This window comes from Tetragenococcus solitarius NBRC 100494, assembly GCF_001544195.1.
GTDB classification, from domain to species: Bacteria; Bacillota; Bacilli; order Lactobacillales; family Enterococcaceae; genus Tetragenococcus; species Tetragenococcus solitarius.
The window spans coordinates 73278-86953 of the sequence record NZ_BCPY01000003.1; the positions used below are offsets into that span (position 1 = coordinate 73278).

Here is a 13676-nt window from a genome sequence, read left to right on the forward strand (position 1 = left end):
CCTCAAGTTCGCCTCGAAGTTTTTCTCCCTAACATTATAGCATTCTTCTAAAAGTTTTACTAGTGACTTCTATCTGAAAACACAAAGTTTATTGCAATATCCAAGCAAATACGCTTTGAATCCCTGTATCCATGATGTAAAAAAGCACAGTAAAAATCAGTGAGGTTTCAATAACTACAACTGTGTCTTTGCGCAGTTGTTTTGCGTTTGGCCATGTCACTTTTTTCATTTCGTCTTTTACGCTACGTAAAAATTTCATCGTTTATCCTCCAATGGCTCTTTAAGTTTTTATTTTGTTTCTTTATGTAGAGTATGTTTATTACAGTATTTGCAAAATTTGTTGATTGCTAAGCGTTGCCCGTCTTTTCTTTGACTGGTTGTCTTTGTATAATTACGTGAGCCACAAATTGAACAAGCAAGCACGGCTTTTTTCCCGCTCATTGGGCTACCTCCTCGTATTCTCCACACTTTTAAGCATAGTTACGTTACCACGAATTTTTAGTAGTGTCAAAGAAAAAATAGCGAAGCTTTTCATTAATCTATGGTATCATAGTAAAGTGTAAAGAAAAAGTAAGGAGGCGATTATATGCTATTAAAAACAATGGTATATAAAAAGCAAGATTTGACCACAGTAACAGAAAGCAACACCTTAGAAGAAGCACTACAAATCCTGGAAGATTCAGGTTTTCGCTGTGTTCCCATCTTAGACGAAACAAAAAAGATTTTCCGCGGTAATATTTATAAAATGCATATCTATCGACACAAAGCAAATGGTGGCGATATGACCTTACCCGTAACCCATTTATTAAAAAACGCAACTAAATTTATTCATATAAATTCTTCTTTTTTTCAAGTCTTTTTTACCATTAAAGAATTGCCTTATATTGCTGTTTTGGATGAAGATAATTATTTTTATGGTATATTGACCCATAGCTCTTTGTTAAACATGCTCTCTCAATCCTGGAATGTGGAAAAAGGAAGTTATGTATTGACGATCGCCTCTACTGGAAAACAAGGCGATTTAGCAAACATGACAAAAATTATTTCAAAATACAGCAATATTGCAAGTTGTATTACCCTTGATATTGATAAAGACGAATTTATTCGTCGGACAATGATCACTTTAGCTTCAGGCACAAAAAAACAATCACTAGATTCTGTTATCTCTCACTTAGAAAGTAAGGACTTTAAAGTCGTAGAAATCGAAAATTTATCAACCCACGATTAAAAAGATTCGAAATATAAGATAAAAATATCCGAACTATATTGGCTACGATTTGTCATTTATCGTTAGTTTACGATTACCAGCTCGTAGGAGTAATCTTTCTATAGTTCGGATATTTTTAATCTTTTTTATCTATACTTGTTTAGCAAAGTTTATTTTTTCATTAATAAAATACATCACGGGTGCTGAAATACTCATAATAATTAACTCACTTAACGCTGTCGTTAGATAAGTAAACCAGAAAGGAAGTTCAGCAGTTAGCGTAAGCATCAAAGCGATCAAGAACATACTGAAGGTAAAAAATAAAGTATTAAACACTAAGCGGGCTTTAACATTTGGAATTTTCTTTTCCAATGCAGCCGTCAACAATAGCGCTAGTAACGTTTGAGCCCCACCGAAAACGACATCCAGTGGCCCTTCACCAAATAATAAGTTAAAAACCACTACACCGCCAAAGACTCCCCACAACATCTTTTTGTTAAATACCACTAAATGGTTCAAGCTTTCCGATAAACGAAATTGAATCGCTCCAGAAGACAGTGGTGAGATAAAACTTAATGCGACATAAAGCGCAACAATGATTGCATTGACGGTAATGACCCTTACCCTTTTATTTGTCATATAAATCCTTCTTTCTCCGAGTTTTGTTTACGCAGGATGGTTGATGAACTGCAGTTTTTAAACGAATCAAAATAAGTTGAAAGCTACATTAAAAAATGGAAACCACATTTTTTAACTGGCCTTAGAGTATGAAGAAGCTTCTTTGTGCTGTTTACGGCTTTCTATCGAAACAACAGTTGGCCTTTCTTTCTCATGACCTTTTTTCTTTCTATTTGCCAAATAAATCAGAAAAAATAAACTATAACTAATCAAAAGAGTAGCTTGCAATCCTAAAAAGATCTTTTTAATTACCATAGCTAACTCCAAATTAAAAAATGACTGCAAAACCCACTGACTTATCGACAATAGAATAGAAAAAACAACTAAATGATAATATTTCATTTGAATTCTCCTCTTAACTTTTTCGAGTATAACAAAGTTTTTGCTAAAAAGTAACTATTTTTTTCTAAAATTCATTTTTTTGGCTAGAAAGCGCTTGCAATTAATTGGAAAGTATGGTATAAAATAAGTGTAAGGAGACATAAGAATTCCCAGTAAGGCAGCCGAAAAAGGTGCTGTAAGAAAAGAATTGTTGTGATCTTAAATGAACGAAAAAGGAAGTGGGAATTTGAGTTACTCCTTACAAATTGAATAGGGATCCGATGAGAGTATGAGCATATCATTGAAGTGGACAAATGAACCTTCAATATATGATTAAACGTCTATTTCAAGAAGATTGAAAAGCTTTCTCAAAACATTCATTCTCATCGGATTCTATTTTTTTGTCCTTTTTTAAGGAAAATCCATGTTATAATAGCAAGAAAAACCTTGGAGACAAGTCATGAAGTTTCATTATTATCTTTTAATTAATCCTATAGCCGGCGGTGGCAATGGCAAAAAAATTGGCGAACATATAGTTAATTTAATGAATCAAAAAAATCTCGCATTTACAGTTTTAAAAACAAAATACCCTCTGCACGAGGCAAAAATTATCAGCAATTTGGTTTCATCTACTTTAGTTGCCTGGGATGTTCACACAAAAAATATCGGCAATATTTTTCCTTTACTTGTCGTGATTGGCGGAGATGGTACGCTCCATCAAGTGATCAATTCTATTGAAAAACAAATACCTATTGCCTATATTCCAGCAGGTTCAGGAAATGATTTTGCTAGAAGCTTGAAAATTTCACAATCTCCCCAAAAACTACTGGAAAACATCATACACACAACTAAACCGCATAATGTCAATCTATTAAGTTGTTACGACCATAATAAAGTAACCCAAAGCTTTTGTGTTAATAATGTGGGTATTGGGTTAGATGCTTCTATTGTGCACGCGACCAATCACTCATCTGCCAAACAACAGCTATATAAATACAAGATGAGCACTTTATCCTACATTCGGTCGGCTTTACAAGGGATATTGAAGCAAGAAAACTTTCCCATTAAAATTGAATATCAACATCAAATATATCATTTTCAACACGCTTTTTTGTGTACAGTAACCAACCATCCTTATTTTGGCGGAGGCGTAAAAATCGCGCCAATGGCTGATATAGATGAAGCGCAAATCGACTTAGTACTGGTAGAAAAACAGTCATTTCCTAAACTTTTCTATCTCATTTTATTGTTGCTATTACAAAAGCATACTAAATCAAAATATTTCCATCATTTTAAAGCCGACCAACTAGGTCTGATTTCTCCGAGTAAACAATTTCTGCAAAAAGATGGGGAGAGTTTTGATAAAGCCTCTTATAATCTTAGTTTTTCGGTGGTTAACCAACTCTTTTGGCTATAAATAAACAAGCACAAATAATAAAAAAGTTCCCAGCAAAAATTGTTGAAAAGACACAAATAGCTGGGAACTTTTTTATTGTTTAACCATCTGAAAATCGTAAGGACTCAATTCGCCCATACCGATCATCGGATCGATCGTTTGCGATTTAATCAGCTTTTCTGTTAGTTGTGTAGAAGTTGTTGTCAAAGATACTTCGGGTTCTTGAGCAAATAAATCAGAAGTTGCTTTTTCTGCTGATATTGAGTGTGGTTCTTTTTCTTTATTTTTTCTTTTTACATAATCACTTTCAAACGGCGCTTCTTCTTGTTCATTTTCATACGTCAAAATCTTTAATCTCATTGCTTGTGAAATAGAATCAATACCGTTGATTCTCTCTTTTAGCGCAGTTAAGCGTAAAGTCGAAACTTGTTCTACACAATGCTTATAAGCTGACGTCTCACCAAGTAAAATCAGCATCTCTTTACTCCTGGTGACAGCCGTATAAAGCAAATTGCGCTGCAGCATGCGGTAATATTGATTAACCATGGGCAAGATAACCATTTTAAATTCGTTTCCTTGCGCTTTATGAATCGAACAACAATAAGACAGCGTAATCTTATTCCATTCATTGCGCTTATAAGTTACTTCATTTGCATCAAAAGCAATGACCAGTTCATCCACTTTATCGTCGGAGTCTTTCGCATAAATAATCCCGGTAATTTCTCCCATATCCCCATTAAACACATTATCTTCTGGAGCATTAACCAGTTGAAGCACCTTGTCACCAATGCGATAAACTGTATCATTAAATGTTACTTCTTTTTTTGTTTTGTCCGTATTTGAATTAAAAATTTCTTGCATCATTTTATTTAATGCATTAATCCCCGCAGGTCCTTTATACATAGGAGCTAAAACTTGAATATCTTGTGGTGTAAACCCTTTTTGCTTTGCTTTTAAAACAACCTGTGAAATTAAAGGTTCAATTTGCCCTACACGACAAGAAAAATAAGAGCGATCTTTTTGATTTTGCGTAAAATCGTCCGGCAATTGCCCACTTTTTATTTCATGTGCTAAAGGAATGATACTGGATCCGTCTTCTTGGCGATAAATTTCTGTCAACTCTTTTTGTGGTATTTCTACAATATCTAGTAAGTCATGTAATACTTGACCCGGTCCTACAGAAGGCAACTGGTCTTTATCTCCAACAAAAATCACTTGCATATTATCTGGTATAGCTTTAAATAATGTGTTAGCCAACCAAGTGTCTACCATTGACATTTCATCAACGATTAAAAGTCCACCTTCAAGTTCTTTAGGCGCTGTATTTTTGGCTTTATTTTCTCGTCCATTTAATCCTAGTAAGCGGTGAATAGTACTGCTTGGTAAACCAGTTGTTTCGTTCATACGCTTAGCCGCACGTCCAGTAGGTGCCGCTAATAAAATTGGAAACGTCTCTTCTGAATACTTACTTGGATCTAAATCAATGTCATTTAATTCGGCAAATAATTGCACAATACCGCTAATAACTGTAGTTTTCCCCGTCCCTGGTCCGCCCGTTAAGATAAATAAGGGAGCACAGATAGCCTCTTTGATTGCCTTTTCTTGGGAAGCTCCATATATAATGTCTAAACGCTTTTCTAATTTACGCAGATTTTTATTAATTTTATTTTCTGAATAATGAATTTCTCTTTTACGCTGTAACAAACGTTCGATGGAAGAAGCAATCCCCCACTCAGCAAAATACAGGCTATTTTCAAATAACTTCGTGTCTTCTTGTTGAATCTTACCTTCTTCAACCAACTCAATTACGACATTCGCCACTTTTTCTGGGTCAATTTCGACCGGACGGCTGCTTTCTAAAATATGTAAAACTTGTTCTAATAAATCTTTTGCTTCAATATAAGTATTTCCAGTTTCCATTGACTGTTGTAAAATTTGATGCAAAATAGCCGCACGAATTCTTTTACCGGAAGTCGCATCAATCCCCAATTGTTCTGCTATATTGTCTGCTTTTTTAAAACCAATCCCTTCAATATCTTCAACTAACTGGTAGGGATTTTCCTCGATGACATCTAAAGTGTCATTTTTATAGGTTTGATAAATAGCAAAGGCTAACTGACTCCCAAAACCATAGCGATTTAAGCCAACAATCACTTTGTCCATGCCATAGTTTAAACGAACTGTATCCAGCAGCATTTCACGCTTTTTTTTCGTTAAACCAGAGATCTGTTTAAGTAGGGCCGGATCATCTAAAATTTTATCAATGGCCTCTTCGCCTAAAAGATCAACAATTTTTTCAGCGGTTTTTTTTCCAACACCCGGAAATTTATCGCTCGAAAGATAGTGAATCAAACCATTTTCGGAAGTTGGCTGTTCTTTTTGATAAGCGCTTGCTTTAAACTGTTCCCCATATTTTGGGTGATTAAAACGCTCGCCAAAAAAGCGATAAACTTCTTCTTCTTGGACATTGCCAAAACTTCCAGTTACCACAATTTCTTTTTCGTTATAATTCATATCAGTTTCAGTAATCTTCACTAACAATACTTTATAAAAATTGTTAGGATTTTTAAAAAAAATAGCAGCAACTTTACCGACAATATAACTTTCTTCTGGCAATGGATACATCGCTCCTTTCGTTTAACTAATTAGGGAAGAAAGCTAACATCATTCCATAATGTTAACTCATAAGGCAATTTTTTGTCTTTAGTTTCTAAAATGGATAAGCTATTATTTTTCAACCCGCCATTACTACGCAGCTCCGAGATATTTTTGCCTGCTAAAAATTGAATGGCCGCCGTCAGCGAAGCTCCATGTCCGACAAATAAAACAGGCTTTTCATGTTCATTTGAAGCAGTAGTAATTGCCCTTGTCATCCGTTCAATCATGGCAGAAACCGTTTCTCCATCAAAAACTGTAGGGTCATAAAGATCCAAACGATGTCGCATATTGGCTAACGTTTTCTCATATTCTTTTTGCATTTCGTCAATACTTTTTCCTTCTAGTAGACCATAACCCATTTCTTTTAAGTTTGAATCATAATAAATAGGCACCGACTTTTCCCACTGAGAAACAATACCTTGGGCCGTCTGTTTTGCGCGTTGTGAAGGACTCGAGTACACCGCAGCAAAGGAAACATCTTGCAAGTATTGGCCTAACGCGCGAATTTGAGCAAAACTTGTAGGTAGCAACGGCGAATCACCGTGCATACCTTGAAAACGACGCTGTGCATTCCATTCTGTTTTACCATGTCTAGTAAAGTATAGCTTCACTTTATTTCCCCTTTCAGCTTTAATCCAACTTATCATGATCACCATAGTGATGCGTTAACTCTAAGTTAGGATAGCCCTGTTGTCGTAAAGCCTCATAAACCACAGTAATCACTGTATTAGCTAAATTTAATGAGCGTACGTGCGTATCGTTCATAGGAAGACGTAAACACTTTTCTTCATTTTCACGCATAAATTCTTCTGGTAAACCTGTCGTTTCTTTACCAAAAAGAAAATAATGGTCTTTCCCATCATCAAAATCCTCATCGCTATAAACTTTATGCGAAAATTTTGAAATTAAATGTAAGGGTTGATCTCCTACCTCAGCTAAAAAATCTTCAAGGTTTTTATGATAGGTAATATCTACATTGTTCCAGTAATCTAATCCTGCCCGTTTTAAATGCTTATCATCTGTTGAAAACCCTAGCGGCTCAATGAGATGTAAGGGGGAATTCGTTGCCGCACAAGTTCTCGAAATATTTCCTGTATTGTTTGGAATTAATGGTTCAAATAAAGCTACATGGTTCACTTAAAGGTTCCTCTTTTCTTATCATAGGTTATTAATCTAATAATATAATCATAACGCACTTTCGAATGTTTGACAGCTGAAAATGTTTCTTTCCAAATAAGCAAAAAAAAACGTAGCAACTCGGTGTCCAGCACTGCGAGTCGTTACGTTAGTGAAGTTCTTTTCACTAACTTTTATCAGAACAGGATGCTGATAAAAACCAATGAAAAGCAACTTGCAACCAATATAACAAACTCATATTGTGAATGCAAGGAATTCAAGCAAAAAAATTCAAATTTTCTTCATTTATTTTTCCCAATTAGTACATCTAGGTCAATTGTTATTTTTTCCAAAGGACTTTGCCTTAGTTTTTCTTTTTGCTTAGCAGAAACATCCCATTCTAAAGGAGACATTTCTAATAGCGACAGCTGTTTTTCTTTGGGAATTTTAAATGTATAAGTCATTCTTTTATAATAGCTTAAAGAAAAAGTTTGTTTAAATTTCTGAATCACTTGCTCGTTCGAATAATTTTGCTTACTTGCATCATCGGGATAAAACGCTTCTCTTAATTCTTTTAAGTAATAGCTTTGAGGCACAACCTTTATCACTTGCCCGTCTTTTTGTAATACACGAGAGAATTCAGCATAGTTTGATGGTGAAAGTATGTTTAAAATCGTCGAAAATGTCTGCTTGGCAAAGGGCATATGGGTTAAATCAGCAATACACCAAAAAATGTTATGCCTATCCTCAGTCGCTAAATAAACCGCCTCTTTAGCGATATCAAATCCGATACTTGGTTGAATTTCTACTGTTTGAGCAATCTCTTGTAAAAAACTGCCTTCACCGCAGCCCACATCTAAAACTTGTTCATTTTTACAATAAGCCGATATAAATGCTAAAAGCGGTTGATACATCCCACTTCTGATCATGATTCTACGATGATCAAACATTTTCTTTTGATATTCTGTTTTGACTTGATGATTTAAAAAGTAAAGGGTCCCTTTTTTTGAAAGATCAAACTGATGACCATTGTTGCAGCATAAGCTTGTTTGCTCTGCTTGCATTTTTGCTTGACAAATCGGACATTGAAACAAATCGCTATAAGCATGAATAAAATCTTGACTTCTCTGTATTTTTTTCTTCATTATCTTCTCCTTATTCCCCCAATACTTTAGCACAAATTCATGCTAAAATGCTAGGTGAACAAAATAATAAAGGAGAATTCTATGCTACTAAAAGAATATTGTGCAGAAAATTATACAAATATTCCAAATGCCATCGCAAAAGGCGCTAAACGAATCGAACTTTGTGACAATCTTAATGTAGGAGGGACTACACCAAGTACGGGCGTCATTGAAGAAAGTCTCTCTTACGCTAGCGAAAAGCAAGTTCCCATTATGACAATGATTCGTCCTCGCGGCGGTAATTTTATTTATAATGATATTGAATTACGTATCATGGAAACAGATCTAATTGAAGCTAAAAAACTAGGAACGGATGGTGTGGTTTTTGGTTGTCTGACTCCCAATAACTGGTTAGACGAAGAGGCCTTAAGTCGTTTAATTGAGGCCGCAGAAGGACTACAAATGACCTTCCATATGGCTTTTGATCAAATCCCTGAAGACCGCCAATACGAAGCAATTGATTGGTTAATCCAGCAAGGTGTCTCCCGTATTTTAACTCATGGAGGACCAAGCCATACTTCTATCTCTGGGAATAAAAACCATTTGCTGGATTTGATCCATTATGCAGACAATCGTATAACAATCCTACCTGGAGGTGGTATCACTGCAGATAATGCAGAAGAAATTGCTCATACACTTAAAGTAAACGAAGTCCATGGTACTAAAATCGTTGCTTTATAAGAGCAAAAGGAAGGATCAGTAAATTTTCATAAAATGAACCCTTATTGGCTTTGTATAAATAACAGCGCTCCAAAAAGGTTTTCTTTTGGGGTGCACCGCAAATACATCCAATAAGGGTTCATTTTTAGCCAATAAAATAGTCCATAAATAAACTCGCGATATTAAAATAGATTAATACACTGGTTAAATCACTCAAAGTAGTAATAAAAGGTCCACTAGCCACCGCTGGATCAAAACCTAGTTTTTCCATAAGCATAGGAATTAAACTACCTGCTAAATTGGCGACTGTAATTGCACACATCATTGCCATACCAATGACAAAACCAAGTATAGGATTTCCTTTCCAAACCCAAACAATGATTAGAATCGTCAATCCTGTAACAAAACCGGTCACTAGTCCTGTCATAACTTCACTAAATATCGTTTTGAGATAACCTTTTGCTTTATTGTCGTTAAAAGCTAGCTTTCTAACCGCCACAGCCAATGATTGCGTACCTGCATTTCCCGCTGTTCCTGTGATTAACGTAATAAAAGCAGCTAAAATACTCGCTTCGCTGACCAATACTTCATAACGATTAATTAAACTGGCTGTTGCCATTCCTAAAAATAATAATGTAATCAACCAAGGCAGACGTTTACTCGCTGCTTTTACAGGATTCTCATGAACTTCTTCCACATTGACCCCTGCTAAGCCGGAATAGTCACTTGCTGCTTCATCATCAATGACGTCAATAATATCATCAACTGTAACAATCCCTAGTAAATGATCCTCATAATCAGTGACAGGCAAAGCTAAGAAATCATAATCACGAAATGTCTGAGCCACATCTTCTTGGTCATCTCCTACGTGCACAGCAATCACACGTTCATTTAAAATATCAGACACCATTTCATCATCATCACTTACCAATAAATCTCTTAACGAAATAACACCCACTAAACGGTTTTCTTGATCTACTACATAAGTATAATAAATAGTTTCTGCATCTTTTGCGACCCTTTTTAAAACATACATCGCTGAGCGCACTGTTTGATTTGCCACTATTGAAACAAATTCAGTGGTCATAATCGCACCAGCAGTTTCATCTTCGTAATGCAGCAGCTCCTTGATTTCTGAAGCATCTTCTTCGTTCATCAAGCTTAAATACTTAGCCATTTGTTTTTTATCTAAAGTATTTAATAAGTCCACAGCATTATCTGTATACATTTGTGCTAACATTTCACTGGCATAACCTGCTCGCATTTCCCCCAAATAATCTTTTATGTTTTCATTATCTTCTTCAAGAACATCAAACATATCTGCTAACTCTTTAGGTGACAGATAGGCATATACAAGCTGGCGTTGGTTTTTGTCTAATGTCTGATAAAACTGGCTTTGCTCATAAATATGCATTTCTAAAAAGTTTTCTCGAAAATCCTGTAAATGATTCGCAGTCAAATCCTTCTTTAATTGAGCAAAACGTTCTTCCAATTCTTGTGTTTCATCCAATCTTGTCACCTCGTTTCAAATATTTGTACAAAATTTTGCATATCTTTTGGTAATTCTTGTTTAAAGGAAAGCTGGTCTTTTGTAAAGGGATGAATGAATTCCAATTCCCCGCAATGCAAGGCTTGTCTCTGCAATTTTGAAGACAACACACCCCCATATAGTTCATCGCCGACCAGCGGAAATCCAGCAGTAGAAAAATGAACACGAATCTGATGCGTTCTTCCTGTATGAAGTTGAATGTCAACTACAGCAAACTCAGCATTTCTTTGTTTAAGCCAGTATTCGGTCTCAGCCGGTTTTCCATTGTCTCCTGCTTGCCGTTTAATAATGGATGTCGGATCACGCAAAATAGGAAAATTGATGACCTCATGCGGCTTAATTGAACTTACATTGCCAGAAACAATGGCTCGATATTTCTTCCTAAGACTTTTTTTCTGCAGCTCTTTATCTAATAAAGCATGCGCAAAACCATGTCTGGCAAACAGCATTAATCCTGAAGTATCACGATCTAAGCGAGTTACCACATGAATCACTTGGTCTTTATAAGCCCGTCTTTTATAATAAGCTTTGACACGATTAGCCATCGTTTTGTTAGGATGATACTGTGAGGGGATAGAAGCAATACCCGCCGGTTTATTGACCACCAGTAAGTGTTCATCTTCGTAAACAATATCAATCGGACTGTCATCGGCCAATAAAGTTTCATGACTACCTTCATCAGGAACAATAACTTCTACTTTATCTTCTGTCTTTAAAGAATATAACACATTTTCGACCTTACCATTCACAAAAATTTTACCGCCTTGAAATTTTATTTTGGCAAGTAATGCTCTTGAAATTCCTTGTTCTTTTAAAAAGAGCTTTAACTGCTGGGATTCTTTTTTTTGATAGACATAACAAAATTTCATAATAACTGTGTTCCTCCAATAATAAATTTTCTAGGCGATATCCCCGATCTTTTTGTTATAAGTAGTTGACTTATTGTACTTTTTTAGGTTTGCCTAACTTCATTCCCGTTCACATTGTAAACTTCTCTTTTATCCTACGCAACAGGAAATTTCACTCTCTCTTGTTTAAAAAACAACGATCATTAGGTTTACAACTACTAAGAAAAGATAATAATGACCTGTAACATAAGACCTTTGAATAAAAAATACCCGAACTATACAGATTACTTCTGTGATTACTCGTCGTACAAAACGTTGTCCCTGCAATTCAGCAGATCCTTGGTTTAAACTTGCAACGATTAATGAGTGTCATAAAATATAGTTCGAATATTTTTGCCTTGATTTTACTTATACACAGTTCTTTTTACACACATAATAAAATCCCATCGCACTTATACTTCTCCAATAAACGCATCTTTTACACGACGCCAGAAATGCATGTGGCGATAAGAAGCAAAATGAATTCGCTCGTTTGCAATTTTAAAAGAGATAGATTCAATTTCATCATGTTTAATGGTAGAACGATCGATAGTCACCACATAATCCGAGCTTTCTTCTAAACGAATCGTCAACCATTCACTATCTGAAATAATAATTGGAGAACCTAATGTACGGAACACACGATTGTTCAAAGAAGCAATCTCGGCTAATTGAAAGGCATTAATTCTAGGGTGCAACACAGCCCCACCGACACTTTTATTATAAGCAGTTGAACCTGTTGGCGTGGAAACAGAAAGTCCATCGCCGCGGAAACGCTCAAACAGCTCGTCTTTAATATAAACGTCTGCAACCATGGTTCGAGTAGCACGCTTAATCGTTGCCTCATTAATAGCTAAAAAACGTTTCGGTTCGCTTTGTTTTTTATATTTCACCTGCACATCCAATAAAGGATAACTGATTGTCGGTTCTTCTTTGTTAGATAAATTAGATACCAATTCTTCTAGTTCAAAATCACGCCAATCTGTATAAAAGCCTAAGTGGCCAGTATGTACACCTAAAAAACGAATATGGTCTAATTTATGTTCAAACTCATGAAACGCAGAAAGGAAAGTACCATCTCCGCCAATTGAGATGACAATATCCGGATCATTTTGGTCGATAGTATAATGTGCCTCTTTTAAAAGCGAGATGAGCTTTTTTTTAGCAGCAAAAGAAGACTTTTGCTTGTTTTGAATAATAGCTACTTTACCTTCAGTCATCATGCAGCTCCTTTCTTGGTGTTTCATTGGTTTGATTTATAGTATAGCCTGTTCTTTTTCCATGGGAAAAGAGATGCTGAGCCTCTTGAATTTCCTCACGGATACTTGACATTTCTTCATCTAATCGGTAAGCAGCTTCTGCTGCACGAATTAAGCGATCACTAATTTCTTCTGGAAAATCGCCTTGATATTTATAATTTAACGAATGTTCAATGGTCGCCCAAAAGTTCATTGCCAGCGTTCGAATCTGAATTTCAACTAAAAGATCGCGCGGTCCTTCCACTAACTGTATAGGATATTCAATCACTAAGTGATAGGAGCGATAACCACTTTGCTTGCTGTTAGTAACATAGTCTCTTTCAACGATCACTTTCATATCTTTACGACTACGCAAAATTTTTACCACTTCGTAAATATCTTCGACAAATTGACACATAATCCTAAGGCCGGCAATATCTGACATTTCACTTTCTAAACGATCAAGAGAAATATTTCGTAGCTTTGATTTAGCTAAAATACTATCCACTGGTTTTACACGTCCCGTTACAAATTCGATTGGAACATGCTCATTTTTTTCGCGAAATTCTTTTCGTATCCCTCGCAATTTAACTTTAAGCTCAGTCACAGCTTGTTCGTAAGGAGCTAATATATTTTCCCAATTTTTTTCCATTTACGATCCCTCATTTCCAAGCGAACATCCATCTACTATTTTAGCATAGTTAGCAAAAAAGCTTTACTACCTTTTTTTCGGCAGCTTTTATTTTAGCTTAAAACATTGACGAATAACAAATTTTTTTGTA

The 13676-nt window shown here is 35.6% G+C and carries 14 protein-coding genes and 1 pseudogene; 3 read left to right on the forward strand and 12 right to left on the reverse strand.

Annotated elements, in window-relative coordinates; genetic code table 11:
• Window positions 1-88: 88 nt before the first annotated feature.
• A complete protein-coding gene (gene secE, locus TS1_RS01775; protein WP_068707210.1) occupies window positions 89-259 on the reverse strand; it encodes a preprotein translocase subunit SecE in 171 nt (56 codons plus the stop codon).
• Between the two features lie 29 nt (window positions 260-288).
• Window positions 289-441, reverse strand: a complete 153-nt coding sequence (gene rpmG / locus TS1_RS01780) for a 50S ribosomal protein L33 (protein ID WP_068707212.1) — start codon at window positions 439-441, stop codon at window positions 289-291.
• A gap of 145 nt (window positions 442-586) precedes the next feature.
• Between rpmG and cbpA the strand changes: the two genes are divergently transcribed.
• Window positions 587-1228, forward strand: coding sequence for a cyclic di-AMP binding protein CbpA (cbpA, locus tag TS1_RS01785; RefSeq protein ID WP_068707214.1), 642 nt, complete (start codon window positions 587-589; stop codon window positions 1226-1228).
• Between the two features lie 129 nt (window positions 1229-1357).
• Here the strand turns inward: cbpA and TS1_RS01790 are convergent, their stop codons facing one another.
• Window positions 1358-1846, reverse strand: a complete 489-nt coding sequence (locus tag TS1_RS01790) for a QueT transporter family protein (RefSeq protein WP_068707216.1) — start codon at window positions 1844-1846, stop codon at window positions 1358-1360.
• 111 nt (window positions 1847-1957) lie between these two features.
• Complete coding sequence (locus tag TS1_RS01795; RefSeq protein ID WP_068707218.1) at window positions 1958-2227, reverse strand: hypothetical protein; 270 nt, start codon at window positions 2225-2227, stop codon at window positions 1958-1960.
• A gap of 439 nt (window positions 2228-2666) precedes the next feature.
• Between TS1_RS01795 and TS1_RS01800 the strand changes: the two genes are divergently transcribed.
• The gene (locus tag TS1_RS01800; protein WP_068707220.1) at window positions 2667-3623 is read left to right on the forward strand and encodes a diacylglycerol/lipid kinase family protein; all 957 of its coding nucleotides are present in this window, start codon (window positions 2667-2669) and stop codon (window positions 3621-3623) included.
• Window positions 3624-3695: 72 nt separating this feature from the next.
• Here TS1_RS01800 and recD2 read toward each other — a convergent pair whose 3' ends face one another.
• From recD2 to TS1_RS01820, 4 genes are all read right to left on the reverse strand, one after another.
• Entirely contained in the window at window positions 3696-6227 is a 2532-nt protein-coding gene (gene recD2 / locus TS1_RS01805) for an SF1B family DNA helicase RecD2 (protein ID WP_068707222.1), read from the reverse strand.
• 20 nt (window positions 6228-6247) lie between these two features.
• Window positions 6248-6871 (reverse strand): histidine phosphatase family protein, encoded by a 624-nt coding sequence (locus tag TS1_RS01810; protein WP_068707342.1) that lies wholly within the window; start codon window positions 6869-6871, stop codon window positions 6248-6250.
• 19 nt (window positions 6872-6890) lie between these two features.
• Window positions 6891-7397, reverse strand: coding sequence for a tRNA (cytidine(34)-2'-O)-methyltransferase (locus TS1_RS01815; protein WP_068707224.1), 507 nt, complete (start codon window positions 7395-7397; stop codon window positions 6891-6893).
• A 281-nt stretch (window positions 7398-7678) separates the two neighbouring features.
• Window positions 7679-8521 (reverse strand): putative RNA methyltransferase, encoded by an 843-nt coding sequence (locus TS1_RS01820; RefSeq protein ID WP_068707226.1) that lies wholly within the window; start codon window positions 8519-8521, stop codon window positions 7679-7681.
• 81 nt (window positions 8522-8602) lie between these two features.
• Between TS1_RS01820 and TS1_RS01825 the strand changes: the two genes are divergently transcribed.
• Window positions 8603-9241: a copper homeostasis protein CutC gene (locus TS1_RS01825; protein WP_068707228.1), complete on the forward strand. Its 639-nt coding sequence runs from the start codon at window positions 8603-8605 to the stop codon at window positions 9239-9241.
• Between the two features lie 124 nt (window positions 9242-9365).
• On the opposite strand, the gene mgtE is transcribed toward TS1_RS01825, so the two are convergent.
• From mgtE to TS1_RS01845, 4 genes and pseudogenes are all read right to left on the reverse strand, one after another.
• Window positions 9366-10730 carry a magnesium transporter gene (gene mgtE, locus TS1_RS01830; protein ID WP_068707231.1) on the reverse strand — a complete coding sequence of 455 codons (1365 nt, stop codon included), beginning with the start codon at window positions 10728-10730 and terminating at the stop codon, window positions 9366-9368.
• Window positions 10731-10735: 5 nt separating this feature from the next.
• Complete coding sequence (locus TS1_RS01835; protein WP_068707232.1) at window positions 10736-11638, reverse strand: RluA family pseudouridine synthase; 903 nt, start codon at window positions 11636-11638, stop codon at window positions 10736-10738.
• Window positions 11639-12069: 431 nt separating this feature from the next.
• Window positions 12070-12876: an NAD kinase gene (locus TS1_RS01840; protein WP_068707234.1), complete on the reverse strand. Its 807-nt coding sequence runs from the start codon at window positions 12874-12876 to the stop codon at window positions 12070-12072.
• A gap of 54 nt (window positions 12877-12930) precedes the next feature.
• Window positions 12931-13546: pseudogene (locus TS1_RS01845) on the reverse strand (GTP pyrophosphokinase); the annotation flags it as partial.
• Between the last annotated feature and the right edge of the window lie 130 nt (window positions 13547-13676).